General features: G+C 35.9%; 19 protein-coding genes and 1 pseudogene. 8 read left to right on the top strand and 12 right to left on the bottom strand.

The features are described from left to right. Nucleotides 1–240 precede the first annotated feature (240 nt). Together AEA09_RS06685 and AEA09_RS06680 are read right to left on the bottom strand one after the other, a co-directional pair. Nucleotides 241–1,563, bottom strand: a complete 1,323-nt coding sequence (locus tag AEA09_RS06685; RefSeq protein WP_053583095.1) for a D-arabinono-1,4-lactone oxidase — start codon at nucleotides 1,561–1,563, stop codon at nucleotides 241–243. Further along, nucleotides 1,551–2,726 carry an amino acid deaminase/aldolase gene (locus AEA09_RS06680; protein WP_053583094.1) on the bottom strand — a complete coding sequence of 392 codons (1,176 nt, stop codon included), beginning with the start codon at nucleotides 2,724–2,726 and terminating at the stop codon, nucleotides 1,551–1,553. Before AEA09_RS06680 ends, AEA09_RS06685 begins: the two co-directional genes overlap by 13 nt. Nucleotides 2,727–3,151: 425 nt before the next feature. Between AEA09_RS06680 and AEA09_RS06675 the strand changes: the two genes are divergently transcribed. Both AEA09_RS06675 and AEA09_RS06670 read left to right on the top strand, forming a co-directional pair. Next, the gene (locus tag AEA09_RS06675; protein WP_053583093.1) at nucleotides 3,152–3,694 is read left to right on the top strand and encodes a cysteine hydrolase family protein; all 543 of its coding nucleotides are present in this window, start codon (nucleotides 3,152–3,154) and stop codon (nucleotides 3,692–3,694) included. Nucleotides 3,695–3,827: 133 nt separating this feature from the next. Next, complete coding sequence (locus AEA09_RS06670; RefSeq protein ID WP_053583092.1) at nucleotides 3,828–4,091, top strand: GlsB/YeaQ/YmgE family stress response membrane protein; 264 nt, start codon at nucleotides 3,828–3,830, stop codon at nucleotides 4,089–4,091. 82 nt (nucleotides 4,092–4,173) lie between these two features. Here AEA09_RS06670 and AEA09_RS06665 read toward each other — a convergent pair whose 3' ends face one another. Continuing rightward, nucleotides 4,174–4,866 carry a lytic transglycosylase domain-containing protein gene (locus AEA09_RS06665; RefSeq protein WP_053583091.1) on the bottom strand — a complete coding sequence of 231 codons (693 nt, stop codon included), beginning with the start codon at nucleotides 4,864–4,866 and terminating at the stop codon, nucleotides 4,174–4,176. Between the two features lie 174 nt (nucleotides 4,867–5,040). Between AEA09_RS06665 and mscL the strand changes: the two genes are divergently transcribed. From mscL to AEA09_RS06650, 3 genes are all read left to right on the top strand, one after another. Continuing rightward, a complete protein-coding gene (gene mscL, locus AEA09_RS06660; protein ID WP_053583090.1) occupies nucleotides 5,041–5,430 on the top strand; it encodes a large conductance mechanosensitive channel protein MscL in 390 nt (129 codons plus the stop codon). Between the two features lie 229 nt (nucleotides 5,431–5,659). Then, nucleotides 5,660–6,775, top strand: coding sequence for a methionine biosynthesis PLP-dependent protein (locus AEA09_RS06655; RefSeq protein ID WP_053583089.1), 1,116 nt, complete (start codon nucleotides 5,660–5,662; stop codon nucleotides 6,773–6,775). 5 nt (nucleotides 6,776–6,780) lie between these two features. Next, nucleotides 6,781–7,941 carry an aminotransferase class I/II-fold pyridoxal phosphate-dependent enzyme gene (locus tag AEA09_RS06650; protein WP_053583088.1) on the top strand — a complete coding sequence of 387 codons (1,161 nt, stop codon included), beginning with the start codon at nucleotides 6,781–6,783 and terminating at the stop codon, nucleotides 7,939–7,941. Between the two features lie 34 nt (nucleotides 7,942–7,975). On the opposite strand, the gene AEA09_RS06645 is transcribed toward AEA09_RS06650, so the two are convergent. Together AEA09_RS06645 and AEA09_RS06640 are read right to left on the bottom strand one after the other, a co-directional pair. After that, nucleotides 7,976–8,728: a hypothetical protein gene (locus tag AEA09_RS06645; protein ID WP_053583087.1), complete on the bottom strand. Its 753-nt coding sequence runs from the start codon at nucleotides 8,726–8,728 to the stop codon at nucleotides 7,976–7,978. Beyond that, nucleotides 8,729–9,160: an NUDIX hydrolase gene (locus tag AEA09_RS06640; RefSeq protein ID WP_053583086.1), complete on the bottom strand. Its 432-nt coding sequence runs from the start codon at nucleotides 9,158–9,160 to the stop codon at nucleotides 8,729–8,731. It lies immediately after the preceding gene. A 68-nt stretch (nucleotides 9,161–9,228) separates the two neighbouring features. Between AEA09_RS06640 and AEA09_RS06635 the strand changes: the two genes are divergently transcribed. Continuing rightward, complete coding sequence (locus AEA09_RS06635; RefSeq protein WP_245622801.1) at nucleotides 9,229–9,723, top strand: GNAT family N-acetyltransferase; 495 nt, start codon at nucleotides 9,229–9,231, stop codon at nucleotides 9,721–9,723. A 68-nt stretch (nucleotides 9,724–9,791) separates the two neighbouring features. On the opposite strand, the gene AEA09_RS06630 is transcribed toward AEA09_RS06635, so the two are convergent. From AEA09_RS06630 to AEA09_RS06615, 4 genes are all read right to left on the bottom strand, one after another. Then, nucleotides 9,792–11,456: a sensor domain-containing diguanylate cyclase gene (locus tag AEA09_RS06630; RefSeq protein ID WP_053583085.1), complete on the bottom strand. Its 1,665-nt coding sequence runs from the start codon at nucleotides 11,454–11,456 to the stop codon at nucleotides 9,792–9,794. 288 nt (nucleotides 11,457–11,744) lie between these two features. After that, nucleotides 11,745–12,761 (bottom strand): hypothetical protein, encoded by a 1,017-nt coding sequence (locus AEA09_RS06625; RefSeq protein WP_053583084.1) that lies wholly within the window; start codon nucleotides 12,759–12,761, stop codon nucleotides 11,745–11,747. Between the two features lie 693 nt (nucleotides 12,762–13,454). Beyond that, nucleotides 13,455–13,682: a hypothetical protein gene (locus AEA09_RS06620; protein WP_053583083.1), complete on the bottom strand. Its 228-nt coding sequence runs from the start codon at nucleotides 13,680–13,682 to the stop codon at nucleotides 13,455–13,457. Between the two features lie 686 nt (nucleotides 13,683–14,368). Further along, the gene (locus AEA09_RS06615; RefSeq protein ID WP_245622800.1) at nucleotides 14,369–15,562 is read right to left on the bottom strand and encodes an alpha/beta hydrolase; all 1,194 of its coding nucleotides are present in this window, start codon (nucleotides 15,560–15,562) and stop codon (nucleotides 14,369–14,371) included. A gap of 772 nt (nucleotides 15,563–16,334) precedes the next feature. On the opposite strand from AEA09_RS06615, the gene AEA09_RS06610 reads away from it, so the two are divergent. Continuing rightward, nucleotides 16,335–17,225: a GNAT family N-acetyltransferase gene (locus AEA09_RS06610; protein WP_053583082.1), complete on the top strand. Its 891-nt coding sequence runs from the start codon at nucleotides 16,335–16,337 to the stop codon at nucleotides 17,223–17,225. Nucleotides 17,226–17,369: 144 nt separating this feature from the next. Here the strand turns inward: AEA09_RS06610 and AEA09_RS06605 are convergent, their stop codons facing one another. Together AEA09_RS06605 and AEA09_RS19505 are read right to left on the bottom strand one after the other, a co-directional pair. Then, on the bottom strand, nucleotides 17,370–18,155 hold the full coding sequence (locus AEA09_RS06605; protein WP_053583081.1) for a nucleotidyltransferase domain-containing protein: 786 nt from the start codon (nucleotides 18,153–18,155) through the stop codon (nucleotides 17,370–17,372). A 109-nt stretch (nucleotides 18,156–18,264) separates the two neighbouring features. Continuing rightward, nucleotides 18,265–18,399: pseudogene (locus tag AEA09_RS19505) on the bottom strand (isocitrate lyase/phosphoenolpyruvate mutase family protein); the annotation flags it as partial. Nucleotides 18,400–18,937: 538 nt separating this feature from the next. On the opposite strand from AEA09_RS19505, the gene AEA09_RS06600 reads away from it, so the two are divergent. Continuing rightward, a complete protein-coding gene (locus tag AEA09_RS06600) occupies nucleotides 18,938–19,852 on the top strand; it encodes a C40 family peptidase (RefSeq protein ID WP_053583080.1) in 915 nt (304 codons plus the stop codon). Between the two features lie 672 nt (nucleotides 19,853–20,524). On the opposite strand, the gene AEA09_RS19500 is transcribed toward AEA09_RS06600, so the two are convergent. Continuing rightward, complete coding sequence (locus AEA09_RS19500; protein WP_082332577.1) at nucleotides 20,525–20,677, bottom strand: YpzG family protein; 153 nt, start codon at nucleotides 20,675–20,677, stop codon at nucleotides 20,525–20,527. Between the last annotated feature and the right edge of the window lie 84 nt (nucleotides 20,678–20,761).

Here is a 20,761-nt window from a genome sequence, read left to right as displayed (position 1 = left end):
TCGGCTGTTGCAACGAACGTACTAAATTGTTGTTATCATAGTACGAAAAACAGGGTCTCGTCAACTGTATTTTTTGAATTGTTTAAACAATTCAAAAACTCAGTATACTTTGAAATCGTTTTCATGCTGAATAAGCATGGGTTTTATCTCGTTTTGTTTAATATTTTTACATTTCAGTTAAATTTAAATTTTTAAAAAATAAACAACACTCCAATAGTGATATATCCATTTATTAGGATTTCAACATAAAAACAGTCTCTTTAAATAGTTTGTCAGAAACACATTATCTGGGTCATATTGTGTGCGTACAGCTAAAAATTCCGCTACATTTGGATATAACTCATGCACGTACTCAGCTGTTAAATGATGTTGTTTTCCCCAATGCGGACGTCCGTTATATTTCTTCATCAAAGTATGTACCCACTTGAAATACGGCTCCTCCGGCATACCTTTATACATATGAAAAGCAATAAACGCTGATTCAGCCCCTTGCGATGGACTTAAATAACCAGCTTCGCCCGCAGTAGTGCGACACTCTAGAGGAAAATGCACATTGAACGCACCGCTAATAAACGTGGCATGTATTTCTTCCATACATGCTTCAAACTGAGCTAATGGAATTGCATACTCACTTTCTTGGAATTTTACACTACGAGGCGACGGATATATTTCATAACTTATGCCGATTTTTTCACCTTCTACGACACTAGCTGCGGATAGCTTACTTATAGCACCACTTAACGAAGGCTTCCATTTACAAAGTTCTGAAACTGCAAAAAAACCACCATTTTCTACTATTTGCAACTTCAGCGTTTCAACCCTCTTACTCCACTCACTTTGATAAACAGGTGCTACAGCATTCATCCGCTTCACTTGAATGAGCTCACTCCCAGGGAAATAAAACCATTCAACATGCCGATGACGACGAATATCTTCTGCAAAAGTTGTCAGTCCTTCCGATAATGCTTCTCGGGTCCCTACATAATGTAAGCTATAAAGTGGTATTACCTTAACTGTCACCTGTACAAGTACGCCCAACATTCCAAGTGATACATGGAGCGCTTCAGATAGCGCATCCTCCCCCCTTGAATGCTCTCTATATTCCCCTGTACCATCCACAAAACCCCAACGCATCACTGTTGAAGATAAAGACCCAAGTGTTACCCCTGTGCCATGCGTCCCTGTCGAAATGGCACCAGCAATTGTTTGCTCTTGAATATCACCCATATTGATGAGTGCAAAGCCGTGATTCGCAAGCAGTGGTCCAATTTCATATAAATAGGTTCCTGCCGATAATGTTGCCTCCTGTTTTTCTTTGTCAATATGAATGAGGCCTCGCATTTCATGTAAAGACAATGCGATATGCTCTGGCATAGCTACCGCACTAAATGAATGCGCGGCACCGGTCACACGGATTGTTTTTTTCTTTTCACGTGCTTGCTTCACAATCGCAGCAACTTCTTCTATAGAACGCGGCAAAGACATCTCACCTGGAAACGAAATCATATTACCAGCCCAATTCGTCCACTTACCGCCATTTTTCCACTTATCTACAGAAAACATTGTCCATTCCCCCTGTATGTTGTGTAAGGTCCTACGTACTTGTCACCTCTAACCGCATGCAATACTTGAAATCTCTCACAAAGTTCACCAGCCTTCGCATGACGGAAGTATAGTGTGTCACCGATACCTACTGCTTTTCCTTTCAATAGTACCGGTGTTTGTACTTCTCCCGCTCCCTCTAAACCAAGAAATGAAAAATGTGAAGGGTCATAAAATACCGGAAGCCTGTCAACTCCTATTGCACCAGAAGCCGTATAGCCTCCACCATGGCAAACGACAACGTTCTCCTCAGGATTTCTTGTCACACGTAGAGCAAATCCGGCCGCCTTGGCTAATTGCAAATGGTTGAACTGATCAAAAAGTGCTGGTGCATAAAATGCTGAACCAACCGTAATTTCAGTCACTTCCTTTTGCTGTGCCGTATACGTCATACTGCCTGAACCACCGCCATTTACAAAACCTAGCTGTGGGAAATACGCTTTTATATGTGCAATAGCAAGTCTTCGAAACTGGGTAACTTGCTTTTTCGCTTGCGTTTGCATCGCTTCAATTATTTTTCCCTTCACAGCATTTACTGGTTTATTCCCTACACCTGCAATTTGTGCTTCGTAGCCCATTGCCCCAACCACTTCAACAAATAACTCTGTTTTCACATATTCTAAAAACGGTGTAAGTTGCTCTAGTGAATGAAGTGAAGAACGTTTCGTCCCAAAATACAACACCTTAAAGTCCGTTGACATATTAACGTCAATACAAATGGGTACTTTCACATTCATCTCTGCCCCAAGCTTCGCTAAAAATGCTACATGTTCTAGCTTATCCACCATAAACGTTACAATTTTACCTTCTTTAATAAATTTGAATAAATGTCGAACAGCCGCCTCTTCCATCACCGGGTATCCAATCAAAACATCATCAAAATGTTGTTCAAGTAAAAATACTGTTTCTGCAGCTGTATATGTCATCCATCCTTGCGTATTTTCAAGGTGTTGTTGTAAGTAGCGTAAAACTTCCACTGAGCGCACTGATTTTGTAGCAATACGTATCTTCTTTTGCTCACAAGCTTGCTGTACAGTCGCAATATTTTTATCGAGTGCATCGAGATCCAACCATGCAAATGGGCGCTCAAGAGTCGCAAACGCGCGTTCAAATCTTTTCGTCATTTTAAAAATCACCCTTTTTCACTGATGCTGTATGTATTTGACATATTATCTGAAAATCCTTTTATATGAATATAAAAAAAGCAACCGTGAGTGACTATGAAACTGTCTTTACGGTTGCTTTTGTATAAGATTAACATTGTACTCACCTTTCTAGTTATTTTTCACGAGATTACGATACAAATAAAAATTCTATAGCTAAGTTCACCATAACTAGCATATGTAGTGCGGCAATGATAAAACCTTGACGATCTAAACGTTTCATAACAGACATATTCATAATTATCACCTCACCTTTTACACATTATACCAGTGGAAAAGTTAATTTGCAAAATAATCTGAATATTACAATAAGTTTATTTTTCTGACAAATCAATCCAGTTATGGCATGATAAAAGTGTATAAATACCTAAAGGAGTGTGGAGCTCATGAAAAAAGCTTTACTTGTAATCGATTATACACATGATTTTGTAGCAACTGACGGAAAATTAACATGTGGAGAACCCGGTCAAGCATTGGATTCACATATCGCAAGGCTTATTGAGCAATTTATTGCTGAAAATGAATTAGTCGTATTCGCCAATGATTTACATGAAGAAAATGATACTTATCACCCTGAAGCAAAACTTTTCCCTCCGCATAATATTCGAGGAACTACTGGACGAGATTTGTATGGTGAAGTAGGCGAAACCTATGCCGTATATAAAGAGAAAGTACTTTGGCTCGATAAAACTCGTTACAGTGCATTTGCCGGGACAAATTTGGGCATCTTATTAAAGGAACGTAACATCGAAGAAATTCATTTGGTTGGTGTTTGTACAGATATATGTATTTTGCACACGGCGGTTGATGCTTACAATCAAGGGATCCCAACAGTTATTCACAAGAACTGTGTTGCAAGTTTTGATGCTGCGGGACATGACTGGGCACTAAGACACTTTGAGCATACATTAGGTGCAAAGGTTATATAAAATAATTATTTCCAAATGAACGTTAATTATTATAATAAAATTTGAAATAACAATTTTAGGTTTAACATCCGCTTCTTAAGGGCATAATTAAGTAATCGTCATTATATCTTACGATTTAAAGGAGATGGATGTTATGTTTAGTTTCATTTGGTATTTAATTATTGGAGGCATTTTAGGTTGGCTTGCGGGTGTTATCCTAGGGAAGGACATCCCGGGTGGCATTATTGGAAACATTATCGCAGGGATTATCGGTTCTTGGATTGGTAGTGCATTTCTTGGTAACTGGGGCTGGCAAGTAAGTGATTTTTACGTATTCCCAGCATTAATTGGTGCGGTTGTGTTAATCTTCATCGTAAGTCTTGTTTTAAAAGCTATGCACAAAACAACTGAATCATGAATAGAAGAGCTATCCGCATGGGTAGCTCTTTATTTTTACATCTATGTATTCTTTACAATCTCTGGTGCAAATTGCATTTTTCTTATTTATCAGCTAACACCGCTTTTTTGAGCTCTGTATTATAATCATTATATAAATTATAAAAATACAGAACATCTTCTACGTACTTATCACTGTGATTATAGTTGAAAACTGCGCGTTTTAAATCGCCACTTGCTGCACCGTATTTGGATAAATAATTCGCTGCACTGTACACAGCATCCTCAATATCATATGGATCCGCTATGCCATCGTCGTTTGCATCAACGCCATAACCACCATATTTTCGTATCGTTGCAGGACTTTTTAATTCAGACGCTGATATTTCCCCTTTACCAAGACCTGAGCAAGTCGGGTGATCCCAACCAACAAATGTACATGGCATAAACTGCATATGTCCTTCTGCTCCGGCTGGTGACACGAGGGATTTCATTGTAGAAAAACGTGTTTCAATGCGATGATGGGCCGCAAGCAATGTCCATGGTACGCCGTATCTTTCCTCTGCAGCTACATATACCTTAATATATTCTTCTGGAATTTCAATATCAAAGTTTTGTTGAATTTCAGCAAATGCTTTCTGTTGTTCTAGCTTTTCAAAAATCGATAATGTTTGAAGCTCTTTCCAAGCAAAAAAAGCGAGCACATACACTGTAATGGATACAGGTATAAGTAAAATTATCATGCCTAGTTTTGTCGCAGGTGAAAGGAGTGGTTTTTTCTGTGTCTTTTTCTTCATATGTCACACCTATATTTTAGTATTTACATTAAATATTAACAAACTTTGAGGTTCTGTGCGGGAATTTTTTAATAACAATGATTCTCCTATGAATATAGTTGAAAAATAGTAAAAAAACATTTAGAATAGAGCGTTGATTGTATACTATTGGATAAATATAGGAGGTTATTTTTTGTGTGGAAGGATTTTAAAGCGTTTGCGATGAAAGGCAATATTGTTGATTTAGCAGTAGCGGTTGTAATCGGTGGCGCATTCGGTAAAATAGTTACATCCTTGGTAGAAAATATTATTATGCCATTTATCGGAGTATTAACAGGTGGCATTAATTTAACAGAAAGTTTTGTTTACGGTTCAGGAGAAGCACAAATTCAATTAGGCGTATTTTTGCAATCCATTATTGATTTTTTAATTATTGCCTTTGCCATTTTCTTGGCATTACGACTCATGACAAAACTTTCTCGTAAAAAAGAAGAAGCAGTTGTAGAAGAACCTGTACCAGCACTTGATGCGAAGGAAGAATTACTCAAAGAAATCCGTGACCTATTAAAAAAAGAACAAGCTTAAAAGAAAAAGCAATTGTACAGTGTGCAATTGCTTTTTCCTTTAAGCTTTTACAATCTATTTAATTTTCAGAAATCATCTTGTTCTTCTTGTACTAACATGGTAAATTGATAACAATTATAGAGAATACTATATATTATGAAGATTGCATAATCTACTTACCCTATAAGAAATCGGCCCAATAATGATACGTGGGTCCGTTCTATATTTTGATGAAGAAAAGAGTGACGAAATGACAAACAACCGAAGTATTGAAACAAAGCTAGTACAACTAGGAAATTTAAGTGACCCATCAACAGGAGCTGTCAATCCACCAATTTATTTATCGACAGCTTATAAACACACTGGTATCGGTGAATCTACTGGTTTCGACTATACTCGTACAAAAAATCCAACACGTGCGATATTAGAGGCTGGAATAGCGGATTTAGAGGGTGGCGACGCGGGCTTTGCCTGTAGTTCAGGCATGGCTGCTATACAGCTTGTGCTGTCACTTTTCAAACCTGGCGAAGAATTAATTGTTCCTGATGATTTATATGGTGGTACATACCGTCTCTTTAATTTCTTTAAAGAAACGTACAACATCAAACCTGTCTACTCAAAATTTGAGTCAGTAGAACAAGTAGAATCATTAATCAATGAAAATACGCGTGCCATTTTCATTGAAACGCCAACAAATCCATTAATGCAAGAATTTGATTTAGCTACATACGCTGAACTTGCACATAAGCATAACGCTTGGCTAATCGTCGATAATACGTTCTATACACCGTACTTCCAACGCCCAATTGAAATAGGTGCGGATATTGTCCTTCACTCTGCTACGAAATATATAGGTGGCCATAATGACGTATTGGCTGGATTAGTGGTTTCAAAAGGCGCCGAACTATCAGAACGTATTGGGTTTATCCATAACGGTAGTGGTATGGTACTTGGCGCAATGGATTCTTGGCTACTCATTCGCGGATTAAAAACGATGCATCTTCGCTTAAAGCAACATGATGCCAATGCCAAAGCAATTGCTGCATACTTAGAACAAGAAGAACTCGTAACAGATGTACTCTATACTGGTCAAGGTGGTATGCTATCATTCCGCTTACAAAAAGCTGAATGGGTGGATGCATTCCTACGCAATATGAAGCTTATTACATTTGCTGAGAGTCTTGGTGGTGTAGAGAGCTTTATCACCTACCCTGCAACGCAAACACATGCGGATATGCCGTATGAAGAACGCGTAGAGCGTGGTGTTTGTGACCGCTTATTACGTTTCTCTGTTGGGATTGAAGAAGCTGAAGATTTAATTGCAGATTTGCAGCAAGTATTTGATACGCTTAGAAAAGAGGCTTAAAAGTTATGACACAACATATTGAAACTGCATTAATTCACGCAGGTGTACGCGATGGCTTTGCCAATAAAAAAGGTGCAGTAAATGTACCTATGTATCTATCATCAACCTTCCACCAAGAAAGCATTGATGAGTTCGGTGAATATGACTATGCACGTTCTGGCAATCCAACACGCGATGCATTAGAAAAAGCAATAGCAGAGCTTGAAGGTGGCGTTCGTGGCCACGCTTTCGCTTCTGGTATTGCCGCAGTAACAGCAACATTAATGCTGTTATCACAAGGTGATCACATTGTCATTACAGAAGACGTTTACGGTGGTACCTATCGCTTCGTAACGAAAGTACTACCACGCTTTGGCATTACTCATACATTTGTTGATTTTACAGATTTAGCAGCAATTGAGGCAGCCATTACTCCTGCAACAAAGCTATTGTTTTTAGAAACACCTTCGAATCCAACGTTAGGTATTACGGATATTCGTGGTGTTGTTGCTCTTGCGAAGCAATATAATTGCCTCACATTTTTAGATAATACGTTTATGACCCCTTTACATCAGCGACCACTTGAACTTGGCGTGGACGTGGTCATTCATAGTGCGACAAAGTTCTTATCAGGCCATTCTGATATAATCGCAGGTCTTACGGTAACAGCTGACGAGCAGCTTGGAAATGACTTATACTTCATCCAAAATTCATTTGGTAACATTTTAGGTGTGCAGGATTCGTTTACATTACTACAAAATATGAAGACGACGGATGTGCGTTTTAGTCGCTCAAGTGAATCAGCACAAAAAATTGCAGAGTTTTTAGATGCCGATCCTTTAGTCGAGCAGGTCTACTATCCAGGTCTTGCATCACATCCTGGCTACGACATTCATCATAGTCAGTGTACAAGTTCAGGTGCGGTATTATCGTTCCGTCTACCAACCTATGAAAAAGCGAAGGCGCTTGTAGAAGCAATGAAAATTCCTGTATTTGCAGTATCTCTTGGCGGTGTAGAATCGATTCTTTCATATCCAGCAAAAATGAGTCACGCCTCAATGGAGCCAGAAGAACGTGCAAAACGCGGGATTACAGAAGGCCTACTACGATTCTCGGTAGGACTAGAGCATGTTGATGATTTAATCGCTGACTTTGCACAGGCACTAGTAATTGCTGCAAAAGCATAAGCACAACATCTACTTATTGCACAAAAAAGGTGCCTCAGATTTCGTTCTGAGACACCTTTTCTTTTGTTCGTTGCTTTACGTCTTGTACTAACTGATAGCCTAAAATACAATAGAATACTAACAAAATACTAAAAAAGCTTGTTGTACTATATGCACCTATTCCCTTTAGCTGTAAATAGAGCAAAATCGTACTCAGTATTCCTGCAAGAATTTTCTGCGCAAATTTCACATGCCATTTGAATCGTTTAAAAATAAGACCTACAATAAATAAGCTGAAAATCATAATTAACATGCTCACATTTATAAATAGTATCTCTTTATATGCTGAGTTATTTTGCTGTGCAAACTGATCCCGCAAAGTTGCCTTAATATATTGTTGTAGTCTTTCTTGCTCGCTACTACTAAGCGTTAGGTTACTAGAATGGATAAGCTGTACGTCTTCCAAGAAAAGAGTCAATGGTTCTGTTTGCATTGCTCGACGTACACCTGTTAAAGGTGTCTCTGCCTCAATTGTATGATAGTGACCAACCTCGGTCTCAACATAATTGCCATGTTGGTCAAACATATCTACTAACACAAAGCGTGTGCTGTTGACCTCGCCACGCACCTCTTTTTCTGTTGTATAAGCGTTGACCTTATGAAAACCGATTACTTGTCCTTTTTCTTTTACTTCTTCCACATAAGCCTCTGTCTTTTCCTGCTCTTCACTACATGCACCCAGTACTAAACTCAGCATACATACTACTAGAACGAATACTTGTTGACTTCGAATACACGCGACCATCAACTAGCTACTTTTCACCTTTGACAATACGCGGTACAAATAATCCCCATGCCCCTTAGCAAGCAATACTTCCCGCGTATCATTTATCCAATAGAGTGAAAATTGTAAGCCACTCTCATTCATACCAGTAGGATCATGTTGCCATGAATCTCGCTGCTCTTGTGTCGTTAAATGGTAAAAATAGCGCTTATGCAGTGCCCCTGAATAATGCTCGAAATAATCCTGAGCGATTAAATCGTGAACAACCAAATCCGTTAGGCCTGTCTCTTCAAACATCTCTCTGGCAATTGCCTCTACTGGCGTCTCGCCTTCTTCAATCGTACCTTTAGGTATTTGAATGCCCGACCCTTCCGTATTTTGCTCAAAAACTAGTACTTGTATTTGTCCCTCATGCCCTCTCGTAATATAGCCATATGCCTTTTCTACAACTTTCATGACATCCTCCCCTTTTGCATTCTATTATGTTACGATAACTAAAAATTCAGAATTGAAGGTGAATATTGTTGACATTAATTATACGTCACATGACGCAAGATGACATCCCTTTCGTGCAAGAAATTTCCAGAACGAGCTGGCATGCTACCTATGAAGGGATTATTCCAAGACCAATTCAAGATAAGTTTTTACAAACTGCCTATAGTAGAAATCGATTAATGCACCGCTTCCAAGATAGTCCATTTTTTGTAGCTGAACATAATGGAACTCTAGTCGGCTTTGCTAATTTTTCGAATGTAAAAGACGAGCTAGCAGAGCTTTTTGCAATTTATTTAATACCCAAGATACAAGGACAAGGTATTGGGACAGCACTTTTGCAACACGGTATGCAAGCTCTACAAGGGGCTAAATCACTCACTGTTTGTGTGGAAAAAGACAATATAACAGGTGTTCATTTTTACAATGCAAAAGGTTTTCAAATTTCGGATGAGTTTGACGATCAATTTGATGGTCATATTTTAAAGACAGTTAGGATGGTGCTTGAATTGCCCCCTGCAGAATAATAATGGAAAACGTGCTACAAATACCAAAAGGCAACTGTAACACGATTCTAACTCTATAAATACTTTCATTAATTTGAAAAGGCATAGTCATTCTTAGCACCTTCATACACTTTGCACTGATTTCTACCACTTTCTTTTGCGACATATAGTGCTTTGTCGGCTTCATCAAGCAACTCCTCGAAAGTTGATAAACGCCCATATTCAGCAATCCCAATACTTACTGTAATATGAATTAGCTTGTCTTTCATTTCATATGGATTTGTTTCAATTTCTCTTCTTATTCTTTCTGCTATTTTCACCGCGCTCTCCAGTGTTGTACTTGGAGCCAGTATAACGAATTCTTCCCCACCATATCTTGTAACAATATCTGTATCTCGTACTGATTTCATCATTATTTCGGCAACATGTTTCAGCACCTCATCACCAATAAGATGGCCATATGTATCATTAACCTTTTTGAAAAAATCGATATCGAGCGCTATACAAGAACAAGGCACACCATTTTTTGTACTTTCATTGAACACTGTCTCACCATACTCTAGAAGGTAGCGGCGATTATAAAGCTTCGTCAATTGGCACGTAATCGACAGCTCCTTCAGTAAAATAGTATCCGCTTTCACTTTAGCACTCATTTGATTGAAGGCTGAACAAAGCTCTTGGAATTCTTTTGCATATGGTGCCATTTGCTCTTCATTAATTTTATAAGCATAATGCCCTTGTTCAATACTTCCCACTCCTTCTAAAAGCTGTTGTACAGGCTCCTCTATTTTCCGAGTAATAGTAAGCATAATTTTAATCGTGAAAAATGATCCTAGCAGTATACAAACAGCTAGCAGTGCAAATCTCTTAACAAAGGGCATATAAGCTTCCCATATATTTATTTCTGAAATGATAAACCATTTTCCTTGGTTAATTAGCTGACTCTTCGCTAAAACCCAATCGCCATTTGCATTCTTATAGCTTACTGGTGATTGTGTTATTCCATCCTTTGCTAACGCTAAAACACGTTCATCAATACTATATTTTTGTGATAAAACATCTTTTTTTTCAGCACCCACTACATTTTGTTTTGTCGAATTGAACTCTGTTAGCAATGTTCCATCCTGATTCACGACATATGCGCGCCCTAAAAAACCAACCCTTGACTCATGAAGTAGATCATCAATCGTATTCAAATTGATTGTTCCCATAACGACACCGTTAAACTGTTTCTTCTCATCAAAAATAGGCGACGCAAAAGCAATAATAGGTTGCTTCGTTACTTTACTAATAAGAATATCCGTGATATGCGGCTCTTTCGTTATTTTGGCTGCTTGGAAATACTCCCTGTCATTGACATCAACGCCAATACCATTTTTACTATATTCAGTGACCGTATCAAATTGCACGATTCCCTCTTTATTGACAAATATTAAATCCGTAAACTCAGTGTTCTCTTTAAACTCTTTAAAGTATGTGATAGACTCTTCATAATTGTAATCTTTGACAACATCCAAACTAGCAATCATATGTATATCCATTGAACGCTCAGTTACCCAACTGTCAAAAAAATAGGCTTGCGCGTCTAAATAATTCGTCATTTCTTCATCTTGATGCTTAATCGTTTGACGATATTCAATATAAAAAGTTGGAATAAAAATAAATAAACTTATAATAACCGTAATAACAATCAGCCATTTACGTAGTTGGCTTTTTATCGTATTTTCGAAATCCCTATTTTTAAAGATTTTCAAAAAATCCCCCCGTAAAAGCAATACTTATATTTTCATACTGGGCTATAATTCCAATAAACACTATCTTTTATTGTACTCTACTTTAGGATCGATATTAGTTGCCCTATTATTACAATTTTGTTAACAAACACACTGAATTTCCATCTCAATTCATTTATGCCTCCCTTCAAAATATCATAACCAACATATAGCCAATATAATAAATGTTTATATTTCTATGTACATATAAGTAATTCCTAATTTAATATTAGAAGGCACTAGTTATTGTGCTACTAGTGCCTTTTTTACTTAGATACTATCTCTAGTGAGGAATTTTTGGAATTGTTTTAAATCATTTGTTAAAAAATCATTGGATAATGCTGTATTGGCTGTTTTGATATTTTCTATAAAGTTAGAAAGGGAGGTTTTATCTAGATTACTAAAATGGTTTGGAATTGTCGTATTTTCAATCATTTTTTTCCACTCACCATAATCGCTGATTTTATCTTGTACTAGATGGTTCTGATTTGTAAAGACATGTTTAACCAAATTATCGTATTCCTTAAAAGCAGCTATAAGGGCGTCATAATCTTTACTTTCAATCGCAGCAAGTCTTTTTGCTCTATTGGCTTCCCATTCATCAGGATATGCTTCTTTTATGATATCACCCATATTAACATTATCATCTGGCGCACTGTTAAGCGGACCTTTCTCAATGGCATAAGTAACTTTCCCACTCTCGTCTTTCACACCATTCACCCCAAATTTTGCAATGGTCGTCATGGCGTCCATATAATCTTTTGCTTGTTGACCCTCCAGATAATTATCCGCAATATAACGTGCTTTTTCTAAGCCAAGTGAAATCATAGCCTGACGTTGTTCTTCAGTCATATCTCCAACATCCCGAAGTAAAAAGTTTTTAGAAATTGTAGTAAAGGTTGCATCACGAACTTGTTGACTTGCTCCTTCTAAACTATCTTGTAATTTACTATTAGTTTGGATATGTGGAATAATTAGTGTACCAACATTGTGATGGATAGCTTCATCGAATTCCGCCTGCTTCTTTGCACGAATGGCAAGTTCCTCCTCACTTTCAACATAGTGAAGTTTGCCTCCATTCTCAAATGTTGATGCTATTTTTTGAGCGATTTCCTCTGGGACTTCTTTAAGTTGAAGTTGCTCGTCAAATAAGTCACGCGCTTCTTGCCCAATTGTTACCGCATCTTTATTTTCCGTAATTGACGATCCATTAATCCCCTTTTCTTGCGACGCTACATTCATTGATTGATTAAGAGTTACTGAGTTAGTTTGTAATGTGACTCTCATAGCATTCAAATCCCCCTTGGATATATGTACTATATATAACATCGGAAGTTTTAACCATTTATTGAACAAAAATGTTTATTTTATACAGAAAAATAGGTACATCATCAAAATTTAGGATTGATAAAAATTTCGAATAAAATCCTGTAAATGTTTTGCCTATCTCCTGTGGTAGAAAGGCTTTAAATCATCAATAAATACTGATAATATCTTGAAAAACCTAAGAAATGAAAAGATTTCTTTACTATGAAAACCGAGCATTCCTTCGCCAAACAGGTTACTATCAATTCTCACCAAATTACTCTTACACAAACTAATAATGCCCATTTAATATATTATCTAAAAAAACAGTTGTTACTAGACACATGTAGATTAAGCTAATTGGATAACAAATGTTTCAATACACAAAAATCCAAATTCTATTTGTTAGAATTTGGATTTCATTTACCTAAATATTCACTTAATTCGTCCCGTTTGTAAATGACAATAAAGTTATTTAATATTGAAAGCTCAAACAAGCATAACCCCGTTCTAATTTAGGACGGCGTTAAAAATATAGTTGTTTAATTTTTGATTTTAGATATTTCACTATCCTAAAAAATATAACAATAAAGTCGTTTGAAAATCTAAGTTTTATTGAACAATCGCGCCCAATTCTTGAAGCCCTATTAGTTTTTAATTGTTTTTAACCTTTTTTTATTCTTTTGGAGATGTAGGGGTTCCAACTTTTCCACGTTGCTCTTCAGCATCTTGTGGAATACCAATATTTTCTGTATCTACTCCACCATTTATCCTTCCAAATTCAGAAGGGTCATAAACGTTGTAAAATGCTGTTATTATAATAAAAACTACTATTGAAGCAAAAAGAAGTCCTATAGTAATAAATAGAGCTAACTTTTTGCCATTCTTCTTTTCATTTACCATATTAAACCTCCAATAAATACATCTTCATACAAAGAACCGAATACATAACAAAAGCCTTTATGTAGTGAGCCATGATCTTTTGGATTTTTTATCGATAATCGTACTATCTCGTTGACTTCATAATATATCTGCTTTGAGTTAAATATCCTCTTCGAATGAGCAAATTATTCGTACACCTGCTATATCACTAATTTTTTCTTTAATTTCTTATATATACCATTATAATTACTTATGTTCAATCTTTTTCGTAATACTTTTAGGAGATTTTATACGAGTTGCAACGTGCTCTATCGGGCTAGATTAATGTATTATATGTTTTTTCTAAAAGAGTCCAATTTTAGTATTACATGCTACATTAACTCCACAATCTGTCAATTTGTAAATTGTTTCTACAACGCATTCCATACACCTTTCCTATACCGAATATTAAGAAATTAAGTTATACTCCTTGTGCCCCGTTAGTGGAAGTAGTATTTTTAAACAACTATATTATTTTTTGAATGACTTTATTGTAAATTAAACAACTTTATTATCTCTGCACACCATTTACACTTTTCAATACGCGCTTTATTTTTTAAAACGATTGCCCATATTGGCATATACTAGGGCTAATATGTGTTAATCAACACGCCTGATATAATTTCATATTTCGGATTGAAAAACTACTAAAACTTCCTACCTTCCGTTTATTGTTCATCCCTTATAAATGCACATATGGCCGGCAGTAGCTCTTCATGCAAAGGAAGTGTTGGATCCGCATATGTCGCTAAGTTTCTTGCGTGGTCTGTTGGCGCAACCTTTAAAATATGATTCATGCCTTCTAGATAAAGTAGTGTCGCATCAGTTTTACCCTTCTTTAAAGCCTCCGCATCTGTAGCTTTAACTTGTAAATCATTTGTTCCTTGAACAATCAATGTACGATTCTCGAGTTTTTGAATAATGCTCACAGGGTTATATTTCAGCCACGAAATCATATATGGTTGTACGGAAGGTCTAAACAGCCCTTGTAACTCAGGTGATACCTTCTCGACAAGTTCCCCTTTTTTTAGTGAAGCTAGCGCGTTCTTTGCTTCAGTTGCTAGCGCTGGTGTTAACTGACCGGCTAACTGTTCAAGTAATAGTTCATCAACCGCTCTACCCGCGCCTGCAAGAGATACAAAGGAATCCACATCTGTTTTTTGCGCTGCTAACATACCAATTAAAGAACCTTCACTATGACCAATGACATGTACGCTTGTAAATGAGTCGTTTGATTGGAGATACTGAATAATTTGAACAGCGTCTTCTACAAACAGTTCAAATGATACGTCCTCTTCCTTCGTGAATAAACCTGTATTATCACCTACTCCACGTTTGTCATAACGAATTGTCGCAATGCCTTCTTTTGCTAACCCTTCTGCTAACATTTTGTAACCGTCATTTTTCCCAGCTATAACTGAGTTGCCATCCTTATCTGTTGGTCCAGAACCTGCAATAATGAGTGCAACTGGCGAAGGTTTTTCCTCAGTAGGCTTTTCTAACGCTACTTTTAGATTCCCATTTTCAACGGGTATGCTAATTGTTTCATAAGTTACAGGCTGTTCCTCATATCTAGTCAAAGTAATTGGGAATGTGCCACCATTTTGTGTGAATGTCGCCTTAATTTGTTCATCCTTTAACTCGCCAGTAATTTTAATAGCAACGGCTTGTATGTCGATTGAAATGTTTACTTTATCGCCATCATACGTAATGCTTTGAAAAGGAAGATTTTTCAAACCTTGTGCTGGCACCGATAGAGTTCCAGCGTCTTTTGTTAACTCCACAATAATTGGCAGTGGTGTATTCGGAATTTCAATATTCCCAGACCACTTCCCTACAAATTCTGTATTCATTTCACTCATTACACTCTTCTCCTCCTTCTTTGTACAAGCAGTTAATAACAACGCAACTATACATAAAAGTAAAAATTTTTTCATAAGTCTCCGTCCTTTACATAAAAATCACTAAAGCTATAGAGAATGCAGTAAGCCATTTATCAAGAAATTTCTTTCATTCATGCTGTATGAATTCGATTGGATGTATGTTAACAATACAATTATTACATTCTAGATAAGAACATCTCCTCCAAACTGAAGTTTTTTGAAACTACAAAAAATCTGTTATATAAATAGTATTACAGATGTTTTATTAAAGTCAAATTTTTCTAGTAATATATAAAATAGCTTTCTCTAAACATTTCCGTTTAAATAAAGTCGTCTCATTCGGATTGTACAATTTGTTAAATAGATACCACTTACACTTCCATTGCCTTTAGATGAAGATTATCGAAACTAGAACCCCTAGCTTTTTTCGAATTTACAACATCTTCGAAGGAGTGTACAATCATATGAAAATATATAGAAAAGTGGTTTTGATTGTATATGATGAAACTTACTAACCTTTTACAAAAAGCGATTAGAAGACATTATTTCTTATCAAAACAAATTTCATGTTATATCGAGATACTTATTCTTTCGGAATAGGTATATTCCTAATAGACAGAGATTGACCATGAGAAGAGAATCTTTCTTGTGGTTTTTTTATTGGCTCACTGCACGTGACACCTACTTACAGGAAGTTAATACTTTCTAAGTAATTTCTTTAAAATACTAATAACATAATGGAGGATTTATTATGAGTGACTATCAATTAATCAGCGACTACAAGGACGTGGCAAAATATAAAGAAAGCTTCAATGAGCTTGCGAAGTATGTATTTGAATTGGATTTTAAGGAGTGGTATGACAAGGGCTATTGGAATGATGACTATATTTGTTATTCATATATAGATGGTGATCAAATCATTGCGAATGCTTCTGTCAATAAGATGATCGTGATCGCTAACGGTAAGGAATATCAGGCAATACAAATAGGAACCGTAATGACGCATCCTGATTACCGTCAACAAGGATTGGCAGCTAAGCTGATGGATCATATCATTGAGAAATATGAAAAGGATTATGACTTTATTTACTTATTTGCCAATGATACTGTGTTGGATTTTTATCCTAAGTTTGGCTTTGAACAGGTTCAAGAAAGTAGTTTCAGATTGAAGGCTTCAGATGTGAAGAAGCAATTAACTAAAAAATCAGCTTTACGCAAATTAGACGTAAACAATCAAGCTGACTTCGAACTGTTGAAGGAGTTCGCGGCAAAAAGAATTCCTGTATCTTCAATATTGGGGGTTAAAAACAATGAACATCTATTAATGTTTTACTTTATCCTCGTATTCAATGATGCGATTTATTATATCGAAGAGGAAGATGTAATAGTTATAATGGAGCAAGAGGAAAATCAACTTCATATTTTCGATATAATCAGCAAGAAAAGTGTTGATATAGATTTCATTTTAAATTACTTTATTTCTGCTAATACAGAAATGATTCATTTCTATTTCACACCTGATTATGATTGCAAAAACCTTCTAACTGAGTTTATAACCGAGAGTGAAGATACATTATTTGTCAGACCGTCATCAAAATTTGGAACAGATCATTTTTTATTTCCATTAACTTCGCATGCATAATATGTAACTAATACGATTCATTCACCTAAGGCGATTAAAAATGAATCAATCCCTACTCTACTATAAAATAAGTAGGGATTGTTTTTCGAAATGTATTTGACTTTTACTTAAAACACTATATTTAAGTATGTGGTACTAGCCCTATCATCCCCACACTTCTTTTAATGTGTTTCTAAACAAATCATCAAGTTTGTTCGTAGGGTCATCAATTTCAACTGTGAGCGTTTTAATATACGCTTCAAGGCGTATCATTTCGCTCTCTACGTACTCATTGATCACTTTAATTCTCGGTTCAATATCTAATTCATCACCTATTATCTTCCGTTCTAAAAGTCTATCGATTTCAGTTCTTAACTCGCCTTCTGGAACCATGATTTGCAATAATTCATGAAAATCGATTGGTGGAACCGTTTTACGCTCTTCAATCCATTTACAGGCCAATACCGGACGAAGAACATAAAAATATTTCTTGATTTTCACTTCTGGACCTCGCAGGTATTCGCGATAATTATTTTTCGCCATATTCAAATAATGATACAAGCTAGCGTTTGGATAGAATACTTCAGACTCTAACGATCTCAAATTATCGATAAATGAATACTGCTGAAAATAAAGTATATTGCTCCTCATCCACTCTAATAGAGGAGGATTGCTTTTTCTAAAGAGTCGCAATGCTTTTGTTATTTCCCAACCGCTTATATCCAACAAATCATTAATTGGCATCTCAATTACATCTCTCTTCGCGCCAATCCCTTGTGGATCAATAGATAGATACCATTGTGGTTGATGAATATAAATAAATCGAACATCATAATCACTGTCTTTTGAAGGAAAGCCCCAAGCCCGACTTCCAGATTCTACAGCGTATAGAATCTTTATTTGATACGCTTCTTCAATTTCTATTAATTTATCTTGAATGATTTCATTCATACAATACACTACCCTTATCCTTTAAATTCTGAATCCCCGTATATCCCTAGAATTAATATTAGAAGAACTCCTATATTACTATACCTTATTTTCTTGAGAGCTTTTAACGATTTCTATCAAAATCAATTAATTCTCCATCTGCATCCCCTAGTGAATTGGCTATCCCCCAGCTTGTTGTCCCAATTGCTTTGAAGCCTGCCTTCTCGAGGGTTAACGCAGAAAATAGATCCCAAGCATTCCCTATAAATTATATTTCCTGTGATGCAAATAGCTGATTGAATTCCTGAACTTTTGTCAGATTAATTCCTCCCTAATGTTCGTTAGTCATCATATTAACTAGGGAAACTGCTTTTAGTCTATTTTAAAAAACAACATATCAGCAAATTAAGACAGGTGAAAAAAGTGCAATACTTTTTTCACCTGTCTTTGATTGTTATTTTTCTTTAACAAAGTTACCCCAGCCTGTTTTTAGAAACACATGATAATGTCCTCGATTTCCAAATTAATTAGGACTAAAGTATATCTATTTTTTATAGTGTTCAACAATTTATTGGTAAATTATTTGGTAACTACTATCCAAAAATATTACAAGGATATTACATCAGAAAAACAAAATTCGTAAATATTCTATATAAAGAATGAATTTTCTACTTAATGATATAAATTTAGTTAATCGTTTCCTCGTTAATAAGTAACAGAAATGAAAAATTACAAGCCCTCATTCTATGATATTCTTACTATAGTCAAAAAAGTACTAGATTTTCAAAAGGAGTTTTTTTTCAATGAAAAAGAGATGGTTACTTCCGATTTTTGCATCTTTCGTAATTTTCACAGGTGTAGGTGTAAATAATGCAGAAGCAGCAACAAGTACAGAATTAACAAATACTGCAAAAGAATATATCGGAACTCCCTATAAATATGGTGGCACAGATATCAATACAGGTATTGATTGCTCAGCCTTTACACAATATATATTTTCAAAGTTTGGAATTTCATTAGATCGCACATCAACAGCTCAATATCAACAAGGTACTTCTGTATCGAAAGATAATTTAAAAGAAGGTGACTTAGTATTTTTTAATACTTCAGGCTCCGGTATTTCTCATGTTGGAATTTACATAGAGAATGGTGAATTTATATCCGCAACAACAAGTTCAGGTGTTAAAATCGCTAAAATAAACGATCCATATTATTGGGGATCTCGTTATGTAGGTGCGAAACGTGTCGCAAACTTCACGGCAGATGAAAAGGAAGAAGTTAAGGATGCAGCAATCGATTTTAGTATTTACGCATCACGTGGAGAAGTAGCTCTTCAACTTGCTGAAGCCTTAGGATTAGATACAAGTAACACGAATTCAAGTTTCCCAGATGTTAAATCTACTTCTAAATATGCTGGTGCTGTAGTAGCCCTAAATAAACTTAATGTTTTTAATGGCGATTCGAATGGGAAATTCAACCCAGGTTCTCCAATAACTCGTGCTCAACTTGCAAAAGTTTTAGTTGAAGCATTTGATTTAAGCCTACAAGGCAATGCAGCAAAATTCACAGATGTTTCTAGCTCTCATTGGGCAAATAATTATGTAGCCATTCTTTCCTCAAATAAAATTACGACAGGAAAAGCAGATGGTACATTTGGTATAAACGACAAAGTAACATTAAAACATTTAAATGTCTTCTTAGATCGTTTGAATAAATAGTTTCATATGAAAAGGGACACCTCTATCACTTAGAAGATGTCCCTTTTTTCTTGTTCTAGTCAAATACTGGGCGTAGTAACGTTACATAGACTTACCCAAATGACCCCTGATTTTTCATACTTCAAATTTAATAATTTTTTGCTCGAAGTTGATTGAAACGTATGAAGCCACATGCATTTCGTTTAATCACTTTTGTTTAGTTACTAATCCCTCGTCCAAAAGCCGCCGTAATAAAAAAACTATTCAGAATTTACACTCACTTACTTTTAATATTCAGGAGTTTATTCCAATAGAACCAGGAGAAAGAAAAAATTCTCTTGAACAACAAGGGAAATGGTTATAACGAATGGCTATGTTCGTAAAGATTATTGTTCAAGCTCATAATAATAGAACACCTCGTAGTTGAAGCACTACTACCATAAATAATTGATACGTTGCACTTCTATATGTCCAAACTATTATAAAGTCCTGTTGCTTTTTTTGTAAAAAAGCAGGGATTATTTTTCGTTATGGATTTGTCTTTATACTCAAAGTACTTCATTAAACCTGAATTATTTCATTTATACATACACTACTTTCCAAAAAAATAAAGTCAATTTATTGAAAGATCATAAACATTAAAAGAGCCCAGAATAAATTCTGAGCTCAATGACACTTATTGCTTCTAGCTGACTAAAACTGTCGGGCTTTCGCTTCGCTTCTCAAGAGTCGGTTATGCAGAGTAATCTCCGTTTCACCATTCACTTGAGATTTTGAATGCTTAATCCTTGTCCAGTTACGGTGGATTTTTCGAGATTTTGGGTCTAAATTCTCAGGCCTACTCATGCTCCATCCTCCTCATCAAATTAGACTTCATAAGTGAAATCTTAATTATTATGACCATACGATACGATTTTATTCGTTCAATAT

Source organism: Lysinibacillus contaminans (genome assembly GCF_001278945.1).
Taxonomy (GTDB): Bacteria; Bacillota; Bacilli; order Bacillales_A; family Planococcaceae; genus Lysinibacillus; species Lysinibacillus contaminans.
This window is presented reverse-complemented; position numbering and strand designations above follow the sequence as displayed.

What these genes read in the sequence shown, in the direction of transcription:
- AEA09_RS19500 (WP_082332577.1), bottom strand. Translation starts at nt 20,677, where the DNA reads ATGAGTAGGCCTGAGAATTTAGACCCAAAATCTCGAAAAATCCACCGT.
- AEA09_RS06665 (WP_053583091.1), bottom strand. Translation starts at nt 4,866, where the DNA reads ATGAAGAAAAAGACACAGAAAAAACCACTCCTTTCACCTGCGACAAAA.
- AEA09_RS06685 (WP_053583095.1), bottom strand. Translation starts at nt 1,563, where the DNA reads ATGTTTTCTGTAGATAAGTGGAAAAATGGCGGTAAGTGGACGAATTGG.
- AEA09_RS06620 (WP_053583083.1), bottom strand. Translation starts at nt 13,682, where the DNA reads ATGGTAAATGAAAAGAAGAATGGCAAAAAGTTAGCTCTATTTATTACT.
- AEA09_RS06600 (WP_053583080.1), top strand. Translation starts at nt 18,938, where the DNA reads ATGAAAAAGAGATGGTTACTTCCGATTTTTGCATCTTTCGTAATTTTC.
- AEA09_RS06610 (WP_053583082.1), top strand. Translation starts at nt 16,335, where the DNA reads ATGAGTGACTATCAATTAATCAGCGACTACAAGGACGTGGCAAAATAT.
- AEA09_RS06650 (WP_053583088.1), top strand. Translation starts at nt 6,781, where the DNA reads ATGACACAACATATTGAAACTGCATTAATTCACGCAGGTGTACGCGAT.
- AEA09_RS06605 (WP_053583081.1), bottom strand. Translation starts at nt 18,155, where the DNA reads ATGAATGAAATCATTCAAGATAAATTAATAGAAATTGAAGAAGCGTAT.
- AEA09_RS06615 (WP_245622800.1), bottom strand. Translation starts at nt 15,562, where the DNA reads ATGAGTGAAATGAATACAGAATTTGTAGGGAAGTGGTCTGGGAATATT.
- AEA09_RS06675 (WP_053583093.1), top strand. Translation starts at nt 3,152, where the DNA reads ATGAAAAAAGCTTTACTTGTAATCGATTATACACATGATTTTGTAGCA.
- AEA09_RS06625 (WP_053583084.1), bottom strand. Translation starts at nt 12,761, where the DNA reads ATGAGAGTCACATTACAAACTAACTCAGTAACTCTTAATCAATCAATG.
- AEA09_RS06640 (WP_053583086.1), bottom strand. Translation starts at nt 9,160, where the DNA reads ATGAAAGTTGTAGAAAAGGCATATGGCTATATTACGAGAGGGCATGAG.
- AEA09_RS06670 (WP_053583092.1), top strand. Translation starts at nt 3,828, where the DNA reads ATGTTTAGTTTCATTTGGTATTTAATTATTGGAGGCATTTTAGGTTGG.
- AEA09_RS06680 (WP_053583094.1), bottom strand. Translation starts at nt 2,726, where the DNA reads ATGACGAAAAGATTTGAACGCGCGTTTGCGACTCTTGAGCGCCCATTT.
- AEA09_RS06655 (WP_053583089.1), top strand. Translation starts at nt 5,660, where the DNA reads ATGACAAACAACCGAAGTATTGAAACAAAGCTAGTACAACTAGGAAAT.